Below are 22,326 nucleotides of genomic sequence, written 5' to 3'. Positions count from 1 at the left end.
GCGACATCCCGCCCGATACATGTGAGAGCCAGCCATGGGCCAGCGTCCCGACCACGTCAAACCGCCCGAATATCTCTCCCCCAATCCGCCGGTGCCGCAGCCGCGCCCCGCGCCCGAGCGCCAGGACGATCCGCTGGGGCGCGATCCGGTCCGCTATGGGGACTGGGAACTCAAGGGAATCGCGGTGGATTTTTAAGTCTGCACTCCTGACGCAAGCGGAACGATCGGCAGGGCTTACGCGTCGAGCCTGATATGGATCATACCGGGCGTCGTCGCCGGATCGTCGCGGCGGCGCTGATCGGGCTCCTCCTTCTGCTGTTGCTGCTGGTCGCCGCCTTTCCCTGGGGCTGGCTGCGGCCGCTGGTCGAGCGCGAGGCGAGCCGGCGGTTCGGCCGGCCGGTGACGATCGGATCGGTGGAGCGGACCGACTATTTCGGCTTCCGCCCGCTCATCGCCGTCCGCGACCTGCGCATCCCCCAGGCGGACTGGGCCGGTCCCGGCGATTTCGTGAAGATCGACCGCCTGCAATTCCGCCTGCCGATCTGGACGATGCTGCGCGGCGGCGTCCGCCCGCAGGATATCGTCGCCAGCGGCGTGGCGCTGTCCTTCGCGCGCGACAAGGCCGGCCGCACCAACTGGCAATCCCCCGACGCGCCCGAGGCCAAGGGCGGCGAGCAGGACAGCGGCACCGATCTCGGCACGCTGACCGTCCGCGATGCGGTGATCCGCTATGCCGATGCCAAGCGTGACCGGACGGCGCGCCTCACCCTCACCGCCGATCCGGTGACCGGCCTGCGCGCGCAGGGCACCGGCACGGTCGCGGGCGCGCCGGTGCGGCTGGCGCTGGCCGGCCCGGCACCGACCAGCGGCCAGCCCTGGCCCTTCACCGCGCGGATCGAGGGCGATCGGCTGGCGATGACCGCGACCGGGCGGATGGACCGGCCGCTCGACCCCGCCCGCATGGACATCGCCGTGACCGCGCGCGGCGACGATCTGAAGCGGATCGACACGGTGATCGAGGCCGGCCTGTTCCACACCCGCCCCGTCACGCTGAAAGCGCGGGTGCGCCACGATCCGGACCGCTGGGTCGTCACCGGCCTGACCGGTACGATCGGCCGGTCCGACCTGACCGGCCATGTCACGGTCGACAAGGTGGACGGGCGGTCGAAGATCGATGGCGCCTTCACCAGCAAGGCGTTCGACTTCAACGACCTGACCTCCGCACAGGGGCGGGCGGAGGCGGCGGCGCTGGAGGCGCGGATCGGCCCGCGCCTGGTGCCCAATACCCGGATCGACATCGGCAAGATCGATTCGACCGATGGCCGGCTCGCCTTCAAGGTCGGACGGATCGTCGGCAGTTCCTCGCCCCCGGTCGAGGGGCTGGCGGGCGTGCTGACGCTCGACCACCGGCTGCTGACGCTGGCGCCGCTCCGGCTCGACCTGGCGCAGGGACGGATCACCGGCCGCGCGGTGGTCGACCAGCGGCGCGGCCAGCCCGCGCCGACGCTGACGCTCGACCTGAATCTGGCAGGCGGCGATGTCGGTGCGTTCGCGGCGGGCGGCGCCTTCACCGGCAAGCTGGCGGCGCGGGTGCGGCTGACCGGCACGGGCGAGACGATCCGCGCGGCGGTCGGCCGGTCGAGCGGCACGATCGGCTTCACCGTGCGCCAGGGCCAGTTGCCGGCCCGCTACGCCGCCGCTCTGGGTTTCGACGCCGGCCGCGCGCTGCTGGCGGGCAGCGACGACCATAGCGCGCTGCGCTGCCTGGTCACGCGGCTGACGATGCAGGGCGGCACCGCCCGCCCCGACCCGCTGGTGATCGACACCGCCGTCAGCCAGTTGCGGGGCGACGGCACGATCCACTTCCCTGACGAACGGCTGGCGCTGACGCTGCACGGCGCGCCCAAGGGATCGGCGCTGCTCCGCATTCCGGGCCAGGCCTATCTGCGCGGCACGATCCAGAACCCGCAACTGACCGTCCCGCCCGAGGTCCGCTCGGCCGGCAACATCCTGAAGGCGATCGGCCGCAAGATCACCGGCCATAACGGCCCCACCGCCACCGACGCCGACTGCGCAGGCCTGTCGGCGCGGGCGCTGCGGTAGGCGGTCCTCAATTCTCAGGGCCGGATGACATCGGCCTGACCCCAACCGTCATTGCGAGCGCAGCCAAGCAATCCACCGCCGCGCGCGTGACGCCATGGATTGCTTCGCTGCGCTCGCACTGACGATGGTCCTGTCATCGGGCTGTAGAAGCGCGAACACGCAAACCGGCCCGGCCTCTGGCGTCACCGCTTCGCGCGCTTGGCCCGTCCCTTCTCAAACCCCCTCGTCGCGCAGCGGACGGGCGAGGAGCGCGCCGATCACCTCGGTCGCGCCCGCGCCGTCCAGCAGGCGACAGACCGCGTCGGTCACCGGCATGTCGACCCCCGCCTCGCGCGCGGCCTGGGCCAGCACCGGCGCGGTGAACGCCCCCTCCGCCACCGTCCGCCGGTCGGCGAGCAGCGACGTGGCCGGCTCGCCACGCCCCAGGCCGACGCCCAGCGAGAAATTGCGGCTGCTGGTCGAGGAACAGGTCAGCACCAGGTCGCCCAGTCCCGACAATCCCGCCAGCGTCTCCGCCCGCGCGCCGCGTGCCAGGCCGAAACGGGTCATCTCCGCGAAACCACGCGCGATCAGCGCGGCGCGGGCATTCTGGCCCAGCCCGGCGCCCTCGACCACGCCGCAGCCGATCGCCAGCACGTTCTTCACCGCGCCGCCGATCTCCGCACCGGTCACGTCGCTGGAGCCATAGGGCCGGAAATGCGGCGCGGCGATCCGCTCCGACAAGGCGGCGCGCAACCCCTCGTCCTCGCAGGCCAGGGTCACCGCCGTCGGCAATCCGCGCGCGACCTCATGCGCGAAGGTCGGGCCGGACAGCACCGCGATCGGCGCGTCCGGATGGACGGCGCGCGCCACCTCGCCGACCAGCCGCCGGCTGCCCGCCTCGATCCCCTTGGCGCACAGCACCAGCGGGCGACGACCGACCGGCGTCTCGGCCAGCACCGCGCCGACATGCTGCGCCGGCGCGACCACCAGCAGCGCGTCGACCTCGGCCAGATCGGCGAGCACCCCCGTCGCGCGGATCGTCGGGGACAGGTCGATGCCGGGCAGGAACAGATGGTTGCGCCGATCGGCGGTGACGCTGTCCACCACCTCCGGCTCGCGCGCCCAGAGCAGCACCTCGCGCCCGCCATGCGCCGCCACCTGCGCCAGCGCGGTGCCCCAGGCGCCGCCGCCGATCACCCCGATCCTCATGCCTTCACTCCCGCGCCACGCACCGCCTCCGCCGCCGGGTCGAGCGGCCAGCGCGGTCGCGCCGGCAGGTCGAGCGGGTCGGTCATCCCGGCCGCGAACCGTTCCGCGCCCGCCCAGGCGATCATCGCCGCATTGTCGGTGCACAGCCAGAGCGGCGGCGCGACGAAGCGGCGGCCATGCGCCGTCGCCAGCGCCTCCAGCGCCGTGCGCACCGCGCCGTTCGCCGCGACGCCGCCCGCCACCACCAGCGTCCCGGCGTCGGGCGCGGCCTGGAGCGCGCGCGTGGTGCGGTCGATCAGGCAGTCGACCACCGCCGCCTGGAAGGACGCGGCCAGATCCTCCGCCGAATACTGCCCGACCGCGCGCGCCACCGCGCTCTTCAGCCCGGCGAAGGAGAAATGCGGCTCGGCCGCGCCCTTCAGCGGACGCGGCAGCGGCACCGCCTTCGGATCGCCCAGGGCCGCCGCCCGCTCCACCGCCGGGCCGCCGGGGAAGCCCAGCTTCAAGAGCTTGGCGGTCTTGTCGAACGCCTCGCCCGCCGCATCGTCGATCGTCGTCGCCAGCCTTTTATAGCGGCCGACCCCCTCGACCAGCAGCAACTGGCAATGGCCGCCCGACACCAGCAGCAGCAGATAGGGAAAGGCCAGAGCGGGATCGGACAGGCGCGGGCTGAGCGCATGCCCCTCCAGATGATTGACCGCGACCAGCGGCTTGCCCGTGGCATGGGCCAGCGCCTTGCCGGTCACCAGCCCGACCATCACCCCGCCGATCAGGCCCGGCCCGGCGGTGGCGGCGATCGCATCGACCTGGTCCAGGGTCACGCCGGCATCGTCCAGCGCCGCCGCGATCAGCGGTTCCAGCGCCTCGACATGCGCGCGCGCGGCGATTTCGGGGACGACGCCGCCATAGGGGGCGTGCGCCGCCTCCTGCCCGGCGAGGCGATGCGCCAGCACGCGACGGTCGCCGGTGACCAGCGCCGCCGCCGTCTCGTCGCAGGAGGATTCTAGGCCAAGGATCAGCATGGCTCCCCCTGTAGAACCATTCGTGGCGAAGGGGAAACGTCCCCTCTTGCCCAGCGGTCGGGTCAGCGGCTAGGCGGGCGGGATGATCCGGTTCCGGCTCGGCACGCGCGGTTCGCCGCTGGCGCTCACCCAGGCGAACATGGTGCGTGATGCACTGTGCGCCGCGCATGGCTGGTCGCGCGACCAGGTGGAGCTGGTGGTGATCCGCACCACCGGCGACCGGGTGCAGGACCGTGCGCTCGCCGAGATCGGCGGCAAGGCGCTGTGGACCAAGGAACTCGACCGCGCGCTCCTCGGCGAGGAGATCGACGCGGCGGTCCATTCGATGAAGGATGTCGAGACGGTGCGCCCGGATGCGATCGCGATCGCCGCGATGCTGCCGCGCGCCGATGTCCGCGACCGGCTGATCGGCGCGACTTCGCCGGTCGACCTGCCCCCCCATGCGACGCTGGGCACCAGCAGCCCGCGCCGCCGCGCGCAGATGCTGCGCCACCGGCCGGACCTGAACGTCGTCCTGCTGCGCGGCAATGTCGAGACGCGGCTCGCCAAGCTGGCGGCGGGCGAGGTCGACGCGACGCTGCTCGCCGCCGCCGGGCTCGACCGCCTGGGCCGGGGCGAGGTCGGCGTGGCGGTGCCGACCGACCTGATGCTCCCCGCGCCTGCGCAAGGAGCGGTCGGCATCGAGGTGCGGCGCGCGGACTCCACCGCGCTGGTCCGGCTGGCCGCGATCGATGACGCGCCGACCCATGTCTGCGTCGCCGCCGAACGCGCGCTGCTCGCCGCGCTCCGCGCCGACTGCCATTCGCCGGTCGCGGCACTGGCGAGCCTGGCGGGCGAGACGCTGTCGCTGCGCGCCGAACTGCTGTCGGAGGATGGCGTGCATTCGGTCGAGGGGGCGGTGGAGGGCGCGGTCGGCGAGCCGCTGGGCGAACGCCTGGCCGCCGATCTGCTCGCCCGCGCGCCCGATCCCGTGCGCCGCCTGTTCGCGGCGTGACCCGGCCGATCGCGGTGCTCCGCCCGGAACCGGGTAATGGACGCACCGCCGATCGGCTCGCCGCATTGGGCGCGACGGTGATTCGCCGCCCGCTCTTCGCCATCGTCCCCGTCGCCTGGACACCGCCCGACCCGGCCGGTTTCGACGCGCTGGTGCTGACCAGCGCCAATGCCGTCCGCCACGCGGACATCGCCGCCACGCCGCTTTCCCGCCTGCCGGTCTGGGCGGTGGGATCGACGACGGCGGCGGCGGCGCGCGCGGCGGGCCTGCGTGTGGTGCGGACCGGTGCGGCCGGCGTGGCGGCGCTGACCGCGGATCGCGGCGAGACCCGCCTGCTCCATCTGGCCGGGCGCGAGCGCATGGCGGTGCCCGGCGTGACCGCGATCACCGTCTATGCCGCCGACCCGCGGCCGGTGACGCCGGCGGACTGGGCCGGATTGTCGGGCAGCGTCGCATTGCTCCATTCGGCCCGCGCGGCGCGGGCGCTGGCGGCGGGCGGCGTGGACCGCGCCCGCATCCGCCTCGCCGCGCTCAGCCCCGCCATCCTGGCCGCCGCCGGCCCCGGCTGGGATCGCTCCACGGCGGTCGCCGTGCCGGAAGAGGACGCCTTGCTGACGGCGGCCATCGCGCTTGCCGATTGACCGCATCGCCCGCTGCGGGGATAGAGGCAGGCGATGAGCAGCTACGCGCCCACCGATCCGCCGCGATCGCGGATATCGCGCCTTTGGCTGGCGCTCGTGCTGGTCGTGATCGCCTTTGTCGGCGGCGGCGCGGCCGTCGCCTATCTGGCGCGCACCACCAGTTTGTTCGCCAGCAAGGCCAGCACCGCCGCGGAACGGGGCGAGGCGCTGGCCAGCCATTACCAGCCCGCGCCGCCCGTCGGCGTCACCGGCGCCCCCGCGATCGATCCGGCGACGCTGGTGACGCGCGAGGCCGCGCTCGCCGCGCAGCTTTCGGCGCTGGAAGCCCGTGCCGCCGCCGTCTCCACCGATGCCGCCGCCGCCGGTGCGCAGGCGACGCGTGCCGAGGCGCTGATGGTCGCCTTCGCCGCGCGCCGCGCGATCGATCGCGGTGCCCCGCTCGGCTATCTGGAGGAACAGCTCCGCACCCGCTTCGGCCAAGCGCAGCCGCGCGCCGTGTCGGTGGTGATCCAGGCCGCGCGCACGCCGGTGACGATCGAGGATCTGCGCCAGGGGCTGGACTCGCTGGCCCCGTCGCTCGCCGCGCCGGCCAGCGACGGCTGGTGGCAGGATATCCGCCGCGAACTGGGCAGCCTGGTCGTGCTGCGGCCCGAAAATGCCCCCTCGACCCGCCCGGCCGACCGGATCGCGCGCGCGCGCGGACTGCTCGCCGATGGCCGGGTCGAGGCGGCGCGCGCCGAGATCGCCCGCCTGCCGGGGGCGGATGCCGCCAGCGGTTGGATGGCGGCGGCGCATCGCTACCTACTCGTCCACCAGGCGCTCGACGTGCTGGAAACGGCGGCGATCCTGGGCCAGGCCCAGGGCGCGCAGCCCCAGCCCAGGGCGATGGTCGCGCCGCAGGACGACGATGCCCAGCCGGCGGACGGACCGGTGACCAGCACCGTCACGTCATAAGGCGCGTTCGAACCCCCTCCCCGTCATCGACGCGGTGAAGGGGGGAGCCGTTGCGAAACTCCGGTAGACCAGGGTGTCCAGACGCACGCTAGCGACCTTCGCGAAGGTCTAGAGCAGGATGACATCGAGCTGACCCAGCCGTCATTGCCAGCGCAGCGAAGCAATCCACAGCCGCGCGCGTGACGCCCTGGATTGCTTCGCTGCGCTGGCAATGACGTTTACAGGTCAAGGTCATATCATCGGGCTCTCGCCCCGGCCGGGGTGGCGCGGGAGGCGAGCCAGCCGATCGCGCGACGCCCCGGGCTCGCCGCCCCCTCAATCCTCCGAGGATTCCGGCTCCGCCTCCGCCTCGCTCTCCGCCGCGCGGCCCTTGAACCCCTGCGCGATCACGAACCACTCCACCGAACCCTTGCGGCTGGCGGGCGGCTTGGCATGTTTCACGGTGGCGAAATTGCGCTTCATCTCCGCGACCAGCGCCGAATCGGCCCCGCCCGCGAACACCTTGGCGACGAACGCGCCGCCCGGCCGCAGCACGTCGCAGGCGAAGAGATGCGCCGTCTCGACCAGCGCCATGGTGCGCAGCGCGTCGGTCTGCGCATGGCCGACCGTGTTCGCCGCCATGTCCGACAGCACCAGGTCGGGCGCGCCGCCCAGCGCGTCGATCAACGCGCCCGGCGCCTCGTCGGCCATGAAGTCCATCTGGAAGATCGTCACCTCGTCGATCGGATCGACCGGCAACAGGTCGATGCCGACCACCCGTGCCCCCGGCGCCCGGCGGCGCACCACCTGCGTCCAGCCGCCCGGCGCGATGCCCAGGTCGACGACGCGCTTCACGCCCTTCAACAGGCCGAACCGCTCGTCCAGCTCCAGCAGCTTGTAGGCGGCGCGGCTGCGATAGCCCTCCGCCTTGGCGCGGCGCACATAGGGGTCGTTCAACTGGCGCTCCAGCCAGCGCGTCGACGCCGCCGTGCGCCCGCGCGCGGTGCGCACCCGCTGGCGCCCGCTCATTCCTCCGCGGCTCATGGTGTCGTCTCCCCCATCAATCGGCGGAGGATGCCCTCGCGGATCCCCCGGTCGGCGATGCCTAGCCGCTCGGCGGGCCAAAGGTCGAGGATCGTTTCGAGGATCGCGCAGCCCGCCACGACCAGATCGGCGCGCTCGTTGCCGATACAGGGGATCTGGGCGCGCTCCGCCAGCGACTTGGCGGCGATCGACCGGCTGATCTCCCGCATCGCCGCCGCCGGTGCGATCAGCCCGTCGACGGTGTTGCGGTCATAATGGCTGAGGCCCAGATGGACGCTGCCCAGCGTCGTCACCGTGCCGCTGGTGCCGAGCAGGCGCGGCCGCTCGACCCGGGGCAGGCGCGCGGCGAATCGCGCCATCCCCTCGGTCGCCAGCGTCCGCATCCGCGCATAGGCGGCGGCGCGGCCCTCGGCATCGTCGCTGCCCCCGGCGCTCTCGGTCAGCGACACCACGCCCCAGGGCATGGAATGCCAGTCCAGCACGCGAGGCACGACCCCGCGCGTATCGACCAGCACCAGTTCGGTCGATCCGCCGCCGATGTCGAACACCAGCGCCGGGTCGGAGCCCGGCTCGATCAGCGCGTGGCAGCCGAGCACCGCCAGCCGCGCCTCCTCCTCGGCGGTGATGATGTCCAGCCGGATGCCGGTTTCGGCATGGGCGCGCTCGATGAAGTCGGTGCCGTTGATGGCGCGCCGGCACGCCTCGGTCGCGACCGAGCGGGCGAGGACGACATTGCGGCGCTTCAGCTTGTCGGCGCAGACGCGGAGCGCGGCGATGGTGCGATCGATCGCCGCGTCGCTCAGCCGGCCGCTGGCGGCCAGCCCCTCGCCCAGCCGGACGATTCGCGAAAAGGCGTCGACCACCGCGAATCCGCCGCCCTGGGGCCGGGCGATCAACAGGCGACAATTATTGGTGCCGAGATCGAGCGCGGCATAGGCCTGCGCATCCGCCCAGCGGCCGCGGGGCGGCCGGGTCGGCGCCGGACGGGCAGGATGCGCCTGCCGGTACGGCTGTCGGGCGAAATTCCCCATGAGCCGTGATACTTTCGTGTTCGTGTTCTGCCGTCACGGCCATTGCCGACCGCTCGGTGCTTGCCCTGCAACCTAGCGATGCGCGGGGCCGCTCACAAGCACTGTTGACAGGCTTGGCGCCACCGCCTAGATGGCCGCCTCCGGTTGCCCCGTCGTCTAAAGGTAAGACTACGGACTCTGACTCCGTCAATTGAGGTTCGAATCCTCACGGGGCATCCAGGACTATCCCACAGCACGCATATTCGATCGTCCCGGGCGCTCAGCCGCCAGTGGCGCGATCGCGCGCGGCCGCGATGGCGGGGCGGCCTTCGTCGCCAGCCCCCCTCGCACGCCGCCCCGTTCAGGCCCGCGCCGCCCGCGCCAGGAACGCCTCGTGCGGCTCGGCTAGGGCCACCGTGTCGGCGATCGACGCCTTCATCCGCGTGATCGCCGCCTGCACATCGTCGACGGAGAAATGGTCGGCCATGGGATCATGCGCCGCCGCCTCGACGCCCAAGCCGGCATAAAGGGACAGCCAGCTCGAATCCCCGAACGTTTCGCCATCATATTGGACCAGGTGACCGCGCGCGCGGAACAGGCGCAGCTTGTGCGCCAGCATCGGCGGCAGCGCGGTGTCGCGACGCTCGTCCCAAAAGGCTTCGCCGTGCCGGGCATTGGCGGCATAATGCAGCACCAGGAAGTCACGCAGCCGCTCATGTTCCAGCGCGGTGACGCGGTTATACTCGTCCGCCAGCGCAGGCGCGCACCCCCGATCGGGGAGGAGCGCCAACAGCCGCTCAATCCCGCTCTGGATCAGCGCGAGGCTGGTCGATTCCAGCGGCTCCAGAAAGCCCGCCGCCTGGCCCAGCGCCACGCAATTGCCCGTCCAGGCGCGGGTCCGGCGACCGGCGCGCATGCGCAGCAGTTGCGGCTCGGCCATCGCCTCGCCCTCCAGCCAGCCGGTCAGCGCCGCCGCCGCCGCATCGTCTGACAGATGCCGGCTGCTATAGACATGGCCGTTGCCGATCCGGTTCTGGAGCGGGATCCGCCATTGCCACCCCGCGGGCCGGGCGGTGCTGCGCGTATAGGGATGGAGCGGCCCGGTGCGGACACAGGGGACCGTCACCACCCGGTCGCAGGGCAGCAGGTTGCTCCAATCCTCGAACGGTGTCTCCAATGCGCGGCCGAGCAGTTGTGAGCGCGGGCCGGTGCAGTCGAGGAACAGGTCGCCGGTGATCGTACGGCCGCCCGCCGTGTCGACCGCGCGGATCAGGCCGTGTTCGACATGGACATGGCTGATCCCGGCATCGACATGGACGACGCCCTGCGCGATCGCCCGCCGCATCAGGAAGCGGGCGAACAGGCCGGCATCCAGATGCAGCCCCCAGTCGAAAGCCAGCAGGTCCTGTTCCGGCCGGTCGCTCGGCAGCATGAACCGGTCATAGCGGGCCATCGCGCTTGCCAGGCAAAGCTCGGCGATCGGCAGCTCGTGGCCGGCCGCGCGCAGCTTGCGCCAATAATGGTGGAAGGCGACGCCGCGCGACCGCATCCCGTAATGGCCGAAGGGGTGGAAGAAGCGTCGGCCGGGACCGCGCCAGTCGACGAATTCGGTGCCCAGCCGGGCGGTGCCCTGGCAGGCGGCGATCACCTCCTGCTCGGCGACGCCGATCCCGCGCAGATAGGCGCGGATCGTGGGCGTCGTCGCCTCGGCGATGCCGGCCGCTTGGTCCTCGGGCGATTCGACGATGGTGATCGACACGCTTTCCAGCTGGCGCGCCAGTTGCGCCGCCGCCATCCAGCCGGCGAGGCCGCCGCCGACGATCACGATCGAGCGAAGCGGCCCGCGCGGATCGTCCCCGCGCGCCATTTCGTCATCCACCCTCGCACCCATGTCGTGCAGCATCCGGCCGCCTGCCCCTTTCACCGGGTCATCCGCCATGGCCCGTCCCGCAGGCGATACTGGCCCTTAACGTGCGTTGGAAGCCCCTGCCCGCCCCCTGTCCCCCGGTCCCTTCCGTGCCGCGAGGCGGCCGGGCACGGTCAGTCGTGGAGCGAGGGGAAGCTCAGATCGTGCAGGTTGATGGTCAGCTGCGTGGTCAGCGCATGATCCATCTGCCCCGGTCGGCCGCCGCGTCCCGGACGATACTGGTTGAGATAGCCGATATCGAGCGACGCCTCGGTCCCGATCGGCAGCGTCGCGCCGACGATGTTGCGCATCCGCTCATAGCCGCTGCGCTGGCCCCAGCGGGTGGAATTGGGCAAATAGAAGCTCTCATGGCTGGCGAACAGCGCCAGGCCGGGCGATCCCAGCTTGTAATTGTAGCGGATCAGCGGGCGGATGCGGATGCCGACCCCGCCGGCCTCCGTGCTGAACCGCTCGTCGATGCGGAACCGGGTCGCGAAGGGGCCGAAGCTGCCGACCAGCTGCTGGCGCAACCGGTCCTCATTGGTGCCGCTGCTGCCGTTATGCGCCCCGACCTTGCGATAGCCGACGCCCAGTTCCAGCCCGCGCACCAGCTTGCGCGACAGCAGCACGCCGAATTCGGACTGGTAGAGCCCGTCCTGCCGTTCGCTGACCCGCGCGATCTGCTCCAGTGTCACGCGGGTGCGCTTGGCCACCGGCACCGCCGTGTTGATCTGGAACCAGATCTGCCCGTCCTGCGTCTGCGCCGCCGCCGGTTGGGAGAGCAGGGCCAGCACGCCGATGGAGGCGGCCGACAGGATGCGGGACAGGAACGGGGTCACGAGCGGCGCTTTCAATTCGGGGTCGCGCCGCCCTGTCAGCGAATGGCCGCCGCATCAATCGCCAACTGTCACGGCCGGATTGTCGCCACATTTCGGCCAAACTATGGCCGGTATATATCATCCAATGACATCAATGTGTTGCGGATTTGCGTCAGCATTGGTCCAAAATGGCGATGATGCCACCCGGACACGACAATATGATTGCCATACCGTGCCGTACTCGAGTGAAAAGGAAAGGATATTTCACGCCTATCACTCGAAGGAACCGCATTGTCTCGTAAGCTGCTCCTCAGCGCGACCGCTCTGGCGGCGGGCATCCTGTCCGCTCCCGCCTTTGCACAAGACGCCGGCACCACCCCGCAGGTGCAGGACCAGGCCACCGACTCCGCTGCGCAGGACCAGGCCGAGCAGGCCGGCAATAGCGAGGCGATCGTCGTCACCGGTTCGCGCATCCGCCGCCCCGATCTGGAGTCCGCCTCGCCGGTCGCGGTGATCGACGCGCAGCAGATCCAGTCGCAGGGCATCGTCAACACGCAGGACCTGCTCCAGAAGCTGCCGCAGATCGGCATTCCCGGCCTCAGCCGCACCAACAGCAACTTCCTGACCACGGGCAACGGCGTCGCGACGCTCAACCTGCGCAACCTGGGGGATTCGCGCACGCTGGTGCTGGTCAACGGCCGCCGCTTCGTGCCCGGCGTCGCCGGCACCTCGATCGTCGACGTCAACAACATCCCGGCCGATTTCGTCGAGCGGATCGACGTCGTCACCGGCGGCGCATCGTCGATCTACGGGTCGGACGCGATCGCGGGCGTCGTCAACTATGTGCTGCGGACCGACCTGCAGGGCGTGGTCGCCCGTGCGCAGTACGGCATCACCGACAAGGGCGACAATCCCAACTACACCGCCAGCATCACCGCCGGCACCAAGTTCGGCGCGGACGATCGCGGCTCGGTGATCGTCAACGGCACCTATTCGAAGGATCTGGGCCTGTTGTCGCGCAAGCGCGCGATCTCGGCCGAGGATTGCTCGGCGGCCGGTTGCGGTCCCCAGTCCTACAGCTCCTACCCGGCGCAGGGCCGGTTCCAGTTCTACAATGGCAATGCCGCATCGACCAATGCGGGCGGCTATGCGAGCAACCTGTTCACCTTCAACCCCGACAATTCGGTCGTGAGCGGCTTCCCCACCGGCTACGGCTTCAACCGCAATGCGGTGCGCCGCATCTCGACCCCGGTCGAGCGGTATCTGGCGGCAGGCTCGGCGCAATATGAGTTCAGCCCGGCGGCGACGCTGTTCCTGGAGGGCACCTACGCCAAGACCAAGTCCAGCTCGCAGATCGAGGCGCTGGCGCTCGACTCGTATAACGACATCGGCGGCTTCGCCGCGGCCGGCTATTCGATCGACAATCCGTTCATCCCGGCGGCGATCCGCCAGCAGATCATCGCGCGCAACAGCGACGGGATCGCGTCGAACGACGTGACCTCGATCGAATTCCGCCGCCGCCAGAACGAGGTGTTCAGCCGCAGCAACCGCAACGACCGCGACACCTTCCGCGTGGCCGGCGGCCTGCGCGGCGACATCGCGCCCAAGTGGAGCTACGAAGCCTCGGCGGTCTATGGCCAGCTCAAGGAAGTGACGAGCAGCCAGGACATCAACATCCAGCGCTATGCCCAGGCGCTCGACGCGGTGACCGATGCGTCCGGTTCGATCGTCTGCCGCGACGCGACGGCGCGCGCGGCGGGTTGCGTGCCGATCAACCTGTTCGGCTACGACACCGCCAGCCCGGCCGCCTCGGCCTATGTCCGGTCGGAACTGCCGCGCCAGGTCAACATCAAGAACACGCAGTTCGTCGCCAATGCCAGCGTCAACGGCTCGCTGTTCGCGCTGCCCTATGGCGACCTGCAGGTCGCGTTCGGTGGCGAATATCGCCGCGAGAAGAGCAGCGAGGACTGGGACGCGCTGACCAATGCCGGCCTCAACTCCGGCAACCAGACGCCCGACACGGTCGGGTCGTTCAACGTCAAGGAGCTGTTCGGCGAAGTCGACGTGCCGCTGCTCAAGGGCCTGCCGTTCGTCGAATCGCTCAGCATCCAGGGCGCGGCGCGCTACTCGGATTACTCGACCATCGGCCATGTGTTCAGCTGGAATGCGGGTGGTGAATACTCGCCGTTCCGCGGCCTGCGCTTCCGCGGCAACTACGCCATCGCGAACCGCGCGCCGAACATCAGCGAGCTGTTCTCCTCGGCGTCGGAGACCTTCCCGAGCGTTACCGATCCCTGCGACGGCACCACCGCGGCCTCGTCCGGCACCTATGCCGCGGCCTGCCGCGCGATCCCGGCGGTAGCGGCGGCGGTCGCCAATGGCGGCACCTTCCAGTACACGCTGGCCGACACATCCAGGGCATCAACGGCTTCGACGGCGGCAACCGCAACCTGTCCGAGGAAAAGGGCAAGACCCTGACCTTCGGCGCGGTGATCGCTCCCGACCAGGTGCGTGGCCTCAGCCTGACGGTCGATTACTTCAACATCAAGCTGGACAATGCGATCGGCATCGTGCCGCGCGCCACGTCGATCCAGCAGTGCCTGCTGACCGGCCTGCCGCAGTTCTGCAACAACGTCATTCGTAACCCGAACACCGGCTTCATCCGCACGGTGAACGCGCAGAACATCAACATCGCCGATACCAAGACCAGCGGCATCGACGTCAACCTGCGCTATGGCCGCGCGCTCGGCCTGATGGACGACGACCGCCTGGACTTCAGCGTCCTGTACACGCACACCATCTCGTACAAGTCGCAGTCCGATCCGTCGGCGCCGGTCACCAGCGGCGTGGGCAATCTGGAGTTTGGCGGCGTGTTCCGCGACAAGGTGAACGCCACCGCCACCTATGCGGCGGGGCCGTTCAGCCTGAACTGGACCGTCACCTATCTCAGCCCGATGGTCGACACGGTGCGCGAGGAGTTCGCCGAGTTCGCCGCCGACCTCGACCCGGAGATCGCCTCGCACAACGAGATCGGCTCGCGCGTCTATCACGACGTGCAGCTGCGGGCCCGCGCCGGCGAGCACATGGACTGGTTCATCGGCGTCAACAACCTGTTCGACCGCAAGCCGCCGAAGCTGGAGGATACCGTGTTCTACGGCAACATCACCGGCACGACGACCGCCGCCGACATCTACGACCCGATCGGCCGCCGCTTCTATTTCGGTGCGCAGGTCCGCTTCTAAGCGCCTGTCTCCGATCGCCTTGCAGGGGGGTGGACGGGCAACCGTCCGCCCCCTTTCTCTATGCGGCGACGCCCCGCCGCGATCGATTGCGGCGGATGCGCGCCGGCCCTACCCCTGGCGGCCAAGCGCCTGTATCAGGAGCCCAGGTCCGGGCGATGATCCGGATGGATGAGCCGGGAAGCGGAAGACGGGTGGAGCAACGGTTCAGCGATATCACCGCCAGCATGGCGGTCTGCCTGCGGCTGGTGGCGCGTGGCATGTCGAGCAAGGAGATCGCGCAGGAGACCGGGCTGAGCTGGCAGACGGTCGACACCTATCTGAAACAGGCAATGGCGCGGCTGGGCGTGTCGAACCGGCGCGAGGCCGCCCGGCTGTTCGTCGCGTGGGAAAATGGCGGAAATCCGCCATCCCAGAAATCGGAACCCCCATTGCCGGCGCTTGGCAGCCCCCCGGAAGCCCCGGCACAGACGGGGTCGACCGATGGCGGATCGGCGGCCAGCCCGCGCTTCCTGCCCCCGGTCGGTGGGAGCCTGAACGACCTCAGCTGGGACCAGAAGACGATCAAGGCCATGCAGGTGGCCGGCCTCGGCGTCGCCGTGGTGATCGCACTAGCCCTGGCGATGGCGGGACTGCTCCAGACCTTCCGCTGACACTTGCACGCGGCGGCCGCCTGGGCCGCCTTGGGGGAATCATCATGCCGACCTTCCAGCCCAATGCCGGCGCCGTCGTCGCCGCCGACACCCAGAAGACCATCGCCGCCCTGGATGGCGCACTGCTCGATTCGATGCGCATGTGCATGTCGTTCATCGAGGCGACGCAAGGGTCGGGCCTGCCCGCCGCACGCAGCCAGAAGGTGCTGCACTCGCTGTCGACCGGCATCGCCTCGGTGGTCGAGGGACGCAGCCAGGTCGTCTCCGCGATCCGTCACCTGAACGCGATCAAGCAGGGCAGCAACATCGCGCCGATGAACTTCGGCTGCCCCGAGGGCTGGGAGCAGATGGCGCTCGACGCCGGCCAGCCGGCGCCCCGCGCCGATCGCCCGATGGCCGCCTGATCCACGGCCGCCTGATCGACGGAGCGCCGACGGATGCTCGTCGCCCTGCTGTTCTGGCTGCTGGCCCTGGCCAGCACCGGCATCGCCCTGTTCTATGGCGGGCGCGACGGGCGACGGGCCGCCTTCCTGATCCTGGGGGCGAGCGTGCTGACGATCGTCGCCAGCCGGATCGACCATGGCTGGCAACAGGTGGAAATCGCCCGGCTGGGTGTCGACCTGCTGCTGCTCGCCGGCCTGTACGCGCTGATGCTCGACAGTCGGCGCTGGTGGCCGATTTGGATGACCGGCTTCCACCTGGCGGCGGTGGCCAGTCATCTGGCGGTGGCGATCGCCCCGGCATTCCTGCCGCGCATGTACCGCGCGATCGAGAGTTTCTGGGCGATCCCCGTGCTGCTCAGCCTGATGCTGGGGGTGGCGTTCGACGTCCGCCGCCACATTCGCGACTGATCCCGGCCGCCCCCCTTATACCCCTTCCCGGCCCCGTCGCCGGGCGTTCGAGAAGATGTAACGCGATGTCCTCAGCCATCATCGACAGTCCTGGGCCGCGTCACGACCCGATGGCCGGAGACGCCGCGGCACCGGCAGCCGACATCGACGCGGCCATGCCGGCGGCGGAGACGGAACCGGCGGTCGCCGACGCCGCGCCGCCTGGCCCACCGCCGAGCCTGGTCCGGGCGCGCCGCGCCTTCGCCGCCCGCCGCCGCCGGCAACAGGTGTTCGGCGACCGCGCCGACCTGTTCGGCGAACCGGCCTGGGACATGCTGCTCGACCTGTACATCGCCCTGCACGAGGACAAGCCCGTCACGGTCAGCAATGCCTGCCTGTCGTCCGGCGCGGCGACCACGACCGGCCTGCGCTGGGTCGCGACGCTGGCGGAACGCGGGCTGGTCGAGCGGATTCCCGATCCCAAGGACGGCCGCCGCTATTTCGTGCGCCTGACCGCGGAAGCCTCGGCGCTGGTCGAACGCGCGCTGGAATAGGTCAGGCCGCCAGATCCTCCGCCTGCGGCACGGCGATGCCGGCCAGGGCGCGCCCCACCGCCTCGGCGACCTTGATCCCGTCGACCGCCGCCGACAGGATGCCGCCCGCATAGCCGGCCCCTTCGCCCGCCGGATAGAGGCCGGTGGTGTTGATGCTCTGGAAATCCGCGCCCCGCGTGACGCGGATCGGCGAGGAGGTGCGCGTCTCGATCCCGGTCAGCACCGCGTCGGGATGGTCGTAGCCGGGAATCTGCCGGCCGAACGCGACCAGCGCCTCGCGCATCGCGGCGATGACGAAATCGGGCAGGCATTCGGACAGGTCGGTCATCTTCACCCCCGGCCGATAGGAGGGGATGACGCTACCCAGCTTGGTCGACGGCCGTCCCGCCAGGAAATCGCCCAGCCGCTGCGCCGGCGCGACATAGCCGCCGCCGCCCGCCGCGAACGCCTTCTCCTCCCAATGGCGTTGCAGCGCGATGCCGGCCAGCGGCCCGCCGGGATAGTCGCGCGCCGGATCGATGCCGACGACGATGCCGGAATTGGCGTTGCGCTCGTTGCGCGAATATTGGCTCATGCCGTTGGTCGCGACGCGCCCCGGCTCGGAGGTCGCCGCCACCACCGTGCCGCCCGGACACATGCAGAAGCTGTAGACGGTGCGCTCGTTCTTGCAGTGGTGCGACAGCGTATAGGCCGCCGCGCCCAGATCGGGATGGCCGGCGCAGGGGCCGAAGCGCGCCTCGTCGATCCAGCTTTGCGGATGCTCGATCCGGACCCCCATCGAAAAGGGCTTGGCCTCCAGCGCGACGCCGCGATCGTGCAGCATATGCGCGGTGTCGCGCGCGCTATGGCCCAGCGCCAGCACCACCGGCCCCTCCACCGCCAGCCGCTCGCCGGTCTGGAACACCAATGCCCGCAGGGTCCGCGTGCCGTCCGTCGCCGTCTCGATCTCCAGGTCATCGACCCGGTGCTCGAAGCGATATTCGCCGCCCAGCGCCTCGACCGTCGCGCGCATCGACTCGACCATCGTCACCAGGCGGAAGGTGCCGATATGCGGATGCGCCTCGGTCAGGATCTCCTCGGGCGCGCCGGCCTTGACGAATTCGGTCAGCACCTTGCGGCCCAGATGGCGCGGGTCCTTGATCTGGCTCCACAATTTGCCGTCGGAAAAGGTGCCGGCGCCGCCCTCGCCGAACTGGACGTTCGATTCGGGGTTCAACTCGCTGCGCCGCCACAGGCCCCAGGTGTCCTTGGTCCGCTCGCGCACCACCTTGCCGCGCTCGACGATGATCGGGCGGAACCCCATCTGCGCCAGGATCAGCCCCGCGAACAGCCCGCACGGCCCCGCCCCGACCACGATCGGGCGCGGCCCGCGATAGTCCGCGGGAGCCCGCGCGACGAAGCGATAGCCGGTGTCGGGCGTCGGGTTGACGTGCCGGTCGCGGCGGAAGCGGGCCAGCACCGCCGCCTCGTTCTTCACCGTTACGTCGATCGAATAGACCAGCTGGATGTCCATCTTGTCGCGCGCGTCATGCGCCCGGCGCGCGACCGTGTAGCGCACCAGGTCGCGCGGCGTGATCCGCAGCCGGTTGCGGATCGCCGCGGGCAGCGCCTCCTCGGCATGGTTGAGCGGCAGCTTGAGTTCGGTGATGCGCAACATGCCCGCTTCCTTAGCGTGCTGCGGGGCCAGCGGAAACCGGGAGCACGCGTCCCCGTGGTTGAACTCTCCGGCCCGTTGGTCTTTACCCCCCGCGATACGGCAGGAGACGCGACATGGCACGGACGGCATTCATCACCGGCGCGACGGCGGGGATCGGCGCGGCGGCGGCGCGGGCGTTCGTAGCCGATGGCTGGCGCGTGATCGCGACCGGGCGACGCGCCGAACGGCTGGCGGCGTTGGCCGGGGAATTGGGGGCGGACAAGGTCCACACGCTCTGCTTCGACATCGCCGACCAGGCGGCGATGGACGCGGCGCTCGGCCAATTGTCACCGGAGGACCGCGCGATCGACCTGCTGATCAACAATGCCGGACTGGCGCTCGGCACGCAGCCCGCGCAGAAGGCGGACCTCGCCGCCTGGCATACGATGATCGCCACCAACGTCACCGCGCTGGTCACGCTGACCCACAAGCTGCTGCCCGGCCTGGTCGAGCGGCAGGGCGCGGTCATCAACCTGTCCTCGGTGGCGGCGACCTATCCCTATCCGGGCGGCAACGTCTATGGCGGCACCAAGGCGTTCGTGGAGCAATTCTCGCTGGGCCTGCGCTCCGACCTGCACGGCACCGGCGTGCGCGTGACCTCGATCGAGCCGGGGATGGTCGAAACCGAGTTCACCACGGTCCGCACCGGCGGCGACCAGGCCGCCTCCGACGCGCTCTATCGCGGCGCCACGCCGATGACGGCGGAGGACATCGCCGCGACGATGCTGTGGGTGGCGACGCTGCCGCCGCATCTCAACATCAACCGACTGGAGCTGATGCCGGTCAGCCAGAGCTTCGCCGGCTTCCAGGTCGCGCGCAAGGACTGACGGACGGCTGGGAGGGGCAGCGATGGCGAAACGCTATTACCTGACCGCGACGCTGCCCGATGGCTATGTGAAGACGATCGGCCCCACCGCCACCGCCTTCACCCATTATTGGCGGATCGTGGCGACGCTGGCGAACGGCAAGACCGAGGTGTTCTGGGGCCATACCAAGTCGCTGGCGGAGGCGAAGAGCAAGCGCACCGCCCTCGCCGACGCCGCCCGCCAGCGCGGCTGGACGGACCATGTGTTCGAGATCGTCGAGGTGGAGCGCCGGCCGGGGTGAGGGGGATTAAATATGGTTGTCCGGATCCCAATCTCGGATGACATCGGATATGGGGAGCCCAAGACTCTTATCATCGAGCCACTCCACCGTTCTTCCATCGACATTGCGAGCGGCCAGCAAATCTACGTGCGCCATCTTCATTCCGAGCAGCAAGGCTTGAACTTCGTCCACGCCACCGGCCCTCTTGCTCTTCACACCCTCCGGCCAGTCGATTTCAACTTTGCAGAAAAAACAGTCATTGTCTTGCAGCGGCTTGTAAAAGCGGCATTCCACTTCGCGGCCATCCACAACAAAAGCTCGCTTGGCAAAGATGCTATCGGTCATACGCTTCCCTAAATATGAAGGCACATTCACGAAGCGGAGTCATCAACAGGCGGGGAGGGATGGGCTTGATCGCTGGTAGAATCGCGAAACCGTACTTCGACTGGATCCTCACCGCTCAATATCGGCATAGGCCTGTTTGATCGCACGGTCGAAGCGCGCATTCGAACGCCGCACCTGGCGGCGCAGCACCAGCCCCAGCAGGCCGAAGCCCAGGATCATCAGCGCCCAGCCGGCCGGTTCGGGCACGGCGGCGATCGCGGCGGCGATGCCGGTCTTGCGCGGCGGGCGAGTCGCATTGGCGGCGGCCAGATCGTCATGCATCAGCGCATAGGCGAAGGCGTCGCGCTCGGTGACGCCGTCCACCGCGACATGGCCGTCGACGACGATGCGGATCGCGTCCCCGCCATCCCGCGACTCGACCGGCGGGGCATCGGCGGTGAAGACATGCGAATGGCCGGATCGCGGCGGCGTAGTGGACAGCGTCGCCGCCGGGCAGGCCATGGCGACGCACAGCCCCAGCATCGCCAGCCATGCCATGATCACCGTCTTCACCGCGCGCACGTCCAAATAGTCCCCAGTCGCCCGCGCGCGCTCCCCAGCGCCGCGTCGATCCGCAGCGATGATCTTAACAAGGCGTAAAGTCCATCGCTAATTCGGTCTTGCTCCGGGACGGATTCGTGCCTCTTCCGTAAAGCCCCGCCCTTCCAGCGACATGGCCGAACGGAGCGCGTGCCGCATTCGTCTGTCCCCGCGGTTGGCACCGGCCAGTCCCTCGGCTAGAGGCGGCAGCGGGGCCGGTATCCGGTTCCATCGATCGCGTCGGTGCCCCGCCAAGGGGCTTGAATGGGAATGCGGTGCGAGGCGGCGACGCCTCCAAGCCGCGGCTGTCCCTGCAACTGTAAGCGGCGAGCGAGCGGCACAGGTCCCTGGCCCCATTCGGGCGAGGGCGGCCACTGGCGACGGACGGCGACGTCCCCGCCGGGAAGGCGTGCCGCAAGCGACGACCCGCGAGCCAGGAGACCTGCCGGCGCAATGGTCGCTCTTACCATGGTCCAGGGGATGGCCGCGGTACGGTGTTTCCGTCTGAGCGACGAATCCTTGCGGCCGGGGCCGCATCGGTGCGTGGCACGGGCGACTCCAGCGAGCGCCCGCCCGGTCCCACGCGCCGGCCGCACAAGGCCCCGTCCGTGTCGTTGCCAGGGCGCCCGCGCGGAGACACCATGACCGACCTTTCGCGTATTCCCGTCACCATCGTCACCGGCTTCCTCGGCGCGGGCAAGACCACGCTGGTCAGCGAGCTGATCCGCCGCTCCGCCGGGCGACGGCTGGCGGTGGTGGTCAACGAGTTCGGCACGCTCGGCATCGACGGCGAGATCCTGAAGGGCTGCGCCATCCCCGATTGCCCGGCGGAGAATATCGTCGAGCTGGCCAATGGCTGCATCTGCTGCACCGTCGCCGACGACTTCATCCCGACCGTCGAGCAGCTGCTCGCGCTCGATCCCCGCCCCGACCATATCGTCATCGAGACGTCGGGCCTGGCGCTGCCCAAGCCGCTGCTCAAGGCGTTCGACTGGCCCGCGATCCGCTCGCGCATCACCGTCGACGGCGTCGTCGCGCTGGCCGATGCGGAGGCGGTGGCGGCGGGCCGCTTCGCCCCCGACCTGGCCCGGCTGGAGGCGCAGCGCGCCGCCGATCCCGAGCTGGACCATGACACGCCGCTCGCCGAGCTGTTCGAGGACCAGCTCGCCTGTGCCGACCTGGTGCTGCTGACCAAGGGCGACCTGGCCGGGCCGGAGGGGATCGCCGCCGCGCGCGCGACCATCGCCGCCACCGCGCCGCGCCCGGTGCCGGTGGTCGAGCTGGTCGACGGGCGGATCGACCCGGCGGTGGTGCTGGGGCTGGAGGCGGCGGCCGAGGACGATATCGCCGCCCGCCCCTCGCATCACGACGGCGCCGACGATCACGAGCATGACGATTTCGATTCGCTGGTCCATCAGGCCGGTGAGATCGACGATCCCGCCGATCTGGTCGCCCGGATCGAGGCGATGGCGCGCGACCAGGACATCCTGCGGGTGAAGGGGCATGCCGCCGTGCGCGGCAAGCCCATGCGGCTGCTGGTCCAGGCGGTCGGCGCGCGCGTGCGCACCCAATATGACCGCCCCTGGCGGCCCGGCGAGCCGCGCGTCACCCGGCTGGTGGTGATCGCCGAGCATGACCGGATCGATCCCGCCGCGATCGGAGCCGCGCTGGCCGGCTGAGCC

General features: G+C 70.3%; 22 protein-coding genes, 1 tRNA gene, 1 pseudogene and 1 riboswitch. Of the genes and pseudogenes, 15 read left to right on the top strand and 9 right to left on the bottom strand.

Translation table 11 applies throughout. The annotated features are described in order from the left end of the window. The first annotated feature begins 34 nt into the window (after positions 1-34). Together QE452_RS16575 and QE452_RS16570 are read left to right on the top strand one after the other, a co-directional pair. Positions 35-196 carry a DUF1674 domain-containing protein gene (locus tag QE452_RS16575; protein ID WP_309659189.1) on the top strand — a complete coding sequence of 54 codons (162 nt, stop codon included), beginning with the start codon at positions 35-37 and terminating at the stop codon, positions 194-196. A 56-nt stretch (positions 197-252) separates the two neighbouring features. Continuing rightward, positions 253-2,103: an AsmA family protein gene (locus QE452_RS16570; RefSeq protein ID WP_309659190.1), complete on the top strand. Its 1,851-nt coding sequence runs from the start codon at positions 253-255 to the stop codon at positions 2,101-2,103. A 213-nt stretch (positions 2,104-2,316) separates the two neighbouring features. Here the strand turns inward: QE452_RS16570 and QE452_RS16565 are convergent, their stop codons facing one another. Then, the gene (locus QE452_RS16565; protein ID WP_309659191.1) at positions 2,317-3,294 is read right to left on the bottom strand and encodes an NAD(P)H-dependent glycerol-3-phosphate dehydrogenase; all 978 of its coding nucleotides are present in this window, start codon (positions 3,292-3,294) and stop codon (positions 2,317-2,319) included. Then, on the bottom strand, positions 3,291-4,316 hold the full coding sequence (gene tsaD, locus QE452_RS16560) for a tRNA (adenosine(37)-N6)-threonylcarbamoyltransferase complex transferase subunit TsaD (RefSeq protein ID WP_309659192.1): 1,026 nt from the start codon (positions 4,314-4,316) through the stop codon (positions 3,291-3,293). Before tsaD ends, QE452_RS16565 begins: the two co-directional genes overlap by 4 nt. A gap of 82 nt (positions 4,317-4,398) precedes the next feature. On the opposite strand from tsaD, the gene hemC reads away from it, so the two are divergent. The 3 genes from hemC to QE452_RS16545 are packed head-to-tail and all read left to right on the top strand — an operon-like array spanning position 4,399 to position 6,905. Beyond that, complete coding sequence (gene hemC, locus QE452_RS16555; protein WP_309659193.1) at positions 4,399-5,310, top strand: hydroxymethylbilane synthase; 912 nt, start codon at positions 4,399-4,401, stop codon at positions 5,308-5,310. Further along, positions 5,307-5,951: a uroporphyrinogen-III synthase gene (locus tag QE452_RS16550; RefSeq protein ID WP_309659194.1), complete on the top strand. Its 645-nt coding sequence runs from the start codon at positions 5,307-5,309 to the stop codon at positions 5,949-5,951. Before hemC ends, QE452_RS16550 begins: the two co-directional genes overlap by 4 nt. Positions 5,952-5,984: 33 nt before the next feature. Beyond that, positions 5,985-6,905: a hypothetical protein gene (locus QE452_RS16545; RefSeq protein WP_309659195.1), complete on the top strand. Its 921-nt coding sequence runs from the start codon at positions 5,985-5,987 to the stop codon at positions 6,903-6,905. Between the two features lie 315 nt (positions 6,906-7,220). Here the strand turns inward: QE452_RS16545 and QE452_RS16540 are convergent, their stop codons facing one another. Both QE452_RS16540 and QE452_RS16535 read right to left on the bottom strand, forming a co-directional pair. Next, positions 7,221-7,928, bottom strand: a complete 708-nt coding sequence (locus QE452_RS16540) for an RlmE family RNA methyltransferase (protein WP_309659196.1) — start codon at positions 7,926-7,928, stop codon at positions 7,221-7,223. Then, on the bottom strand, positions 7,925-8,959 hold the full coding sequence (locus QE452_RS16535) for a Ppx/GppA phosphatase family protein (RefSeq protein ID WP_309659197.1): 1,035 nt from the start codon (positions 8,957-8,959) through the stop codon (positions 7,925-7,927). The genes QE452_RS16540 and QE452_RS16535 overlap by 4 nt, the downstream gene beginning before the upstream one ends. A 145-nt stretch (positions 8,960-9,104) precedes the next feature. Here QE452_RS16535 and QE452_RS16530 point away from each other — a divergent pair. After that, positions 9,105-9,178, top strand: a tRNA-Gln gene (locus QE452_RS16530). 121 nt (positions 9,179-9,299) lie between these two features. On the opposite strand, the gene QE452_RS16525 is transcribed toward QE452_RS16530, so the two are convergent. Further along, positions 9,300-10,877 (bottom strand): tryptophan 7-halogenase, encoded by a 1,578-nt coding sequence (locus QE452_RS16525; protein ID WP_309730406.1) that lies wholly within the window; start codon positions 10,875-10,877, stop codon positions 9,300-9,302. Between the two features lie 101 nt (positions 10,878-10,978). After that, positions 10,979-11,698: a DUF2490 domain-containing protein gene (locus QE452_RS16520; RefSeq protein WP_309730403.1), complete on the bottom strand. Its 720-nt coding sequence runs from the start codon at positions 11,696-11,698 to the stop codon at positions 10,979-10,981. A 255-nt stretch (positions 11,699-11,953) separates the two neighbouring features. Here QE452_RS16520 and QE452_RS16515 point away from each other — a divergent pair, with 255 nt between their 5' ends. From QE452_RS16515 to QE452_RS16490, 6 genes are all read left to right on the top strand, one after another. Then, positions 11,954-14,140: a TonB-dependent receptor domain-containing protein gene (locus QE452_RS16515; RefSeq protein ID WP_309730399.1), complete on the top strand. Its 2,187-nt coding sequence runs from the start codon at positions 11,954-11,956 to the stop codon at positions 14,138-14,140. After that, positions 14,074-14,904 (top strand): TonB-dependent receptor domain-containing protein, encoded by an 831-nt coding sequence (locus QE452_RS16510; protein WP_309730560.1) that lies wholly within the window; start codon positions 14,074-14,076, stop codon positions 14,902-14,904. Before QE452_RS16515 ends, QE452_RS16510 begins: the two co-directional genes overlap by 67 nt. A 191-nt stretch (positions 14,905-15,095) precedes the next feature. Beyond that, positions 15,096-15,554: a helix-turn-helix transcriptional regulator gene (locus QE452_RS16505; protein ID WP_309659201.1), complete on the top strand. Its 459-nt coding sequence runs from the start codon at positions 15,096-15,098 to the stop codon at positions 15,552-15,554. A 44-nt stretch (positions 15,555-15,598) separates the two neighbouring features. Beyond that, the gene (locus tag QE452_RS16500; protein WP_309659202.1) at positions 15,599-15,958 is read left to right on the top strand and encodes a hypothetical protein; all 360 of its coding nucleotides are present in this window, start codon (positions 15,599-15,601) and stop codon (positions 15,956-15,958) included. Positions 15,959-15,991: 33 nt separating this feature from the next. After that, positions 15,992-16,405, top strand: a complete 414-nt coding sequence (locus QE452_RS16495) for a hypothetical protein (protein WP_125994483.1) — start codon at positions 15,992-15,994, stop codon at positions 16,403-16,405. 110 nt (positions 16,406-16,515) lie between these two features. After that, on the top strand, positions 16,516-16,938 hold the full coding sequence (locus tag QE452_RS16490; RefSeq protein ID WP_309659203.1) for a winged helix DNA-binding protein: 423 nt from the start codon (positions 16,516-16,518) through the stop codon (positions 16,936-16,938). Between the two features lies 1 nt (position 16,939). Here the strand turns inward: QE452_RS16490 and QE452_RS16485 are convergent, their stop codons facing one another. After that, complete coding sequence (locus QE452_RS16485) at positions 16,940-18,595, bottom strand: NAD(P)/FAD-dependent oxidoreductase (RefSeq protein ID WP_309659204.1); 1,656 nt, start codon at positions 18,593-18,595, stop codon at positions 16,940-16,942. Positions 18,596-18,708: 113 nt separating this feature from the next. Here QE452_RS16485 and QE452_RS16480 point away from each other — a divergent pair, with 113 nt between their 5' ends. Both QE452_RS16480 and QE452_RS16475 read left to right on the top strand, forming a co-directional pair. Beyond that, the gene (locus tag QE452_RS16480) at positions 18,709-19,461 is read left to right on the top strand and encodes an SDR family NAD(P)-dependent oxidoreductase (RefSeq protein WP_309659205.1); all 753 of its coding nucleotides are present in this window, start codon (positions 18,709-18,711) and stop codon (positions 19,459-19,461) included. A 22-nt stretch (positions 19,462-19,483) separates the two neighbouring features. Then, positions 19,484-19,741, top strand: coding sequence for a hypothetical protein (locus QE452_RS16475; RefSeq protein WP_309659206.1), 258 nt, complete (start codon positions 19,484-19,486; stop codon positions 19,739-19,741). Positions 19,742-19,747: 6 nt separating this feature from the next. Here the strand turns inward: QE452_RS16475 and QE452_RS16470 are convergent, their stop codons facing one another. Continuing rightward, entirely contained in the window at positions 19,748-20,065 is a 318-nt protein-coding gene (locus tag QE452_RS16470) for a DUF6968 family protein (protein WP_309659207.1), read from the bottom strand. A gap of 108 nt (positions 20,066-20,173) precedes the next feature. Further along, a pseudogene (locus tag QE452_RS19130) lies at positions 20,174-20,320 on the bottom strand (PEPxxWA-CTERM sorting domain-containing protein); the annotation flags it as partial. Between the two features lie 548 nt (positions 20,321-20,868). Further along, a riboswitch (cobalamin riboswitch) is annotated at positions 20,869-21,109 on the top strand. 176 nt (positions 21,110-21,285) lie between these two features. Between QE452_RS19130 and cobW the strand changes: the two are divergent. Further along, entirely contained in the window at positions 21,286-22,323 is a 1,038-nt protein-coding gene (cobW, locus tag QE452_RS16460) for a cobalamin biosynthesis protein CobW (RefSeq protein ID WP_309659209.1), read from the top strand. Positions 22,324-22,326 lie beyond the last annotated feature (3 nt).

The sequence above is a fragment of the Sphingomonas sp. SORGH_AS_0438 genome (assembly GCF_031453475.1).
Classification (GTDB): domain Bacteria; phylum Pseudomonadota; class Alphaproteobacteria; order Sphingomonadales; family Sphingomonadaceae; genus Sphingomonas.
The sequence above is the reverse complement of the archived record's forward strand: the minus strand, read 5'-3'. Positions and strand labels throughout refer to the sequence as shown.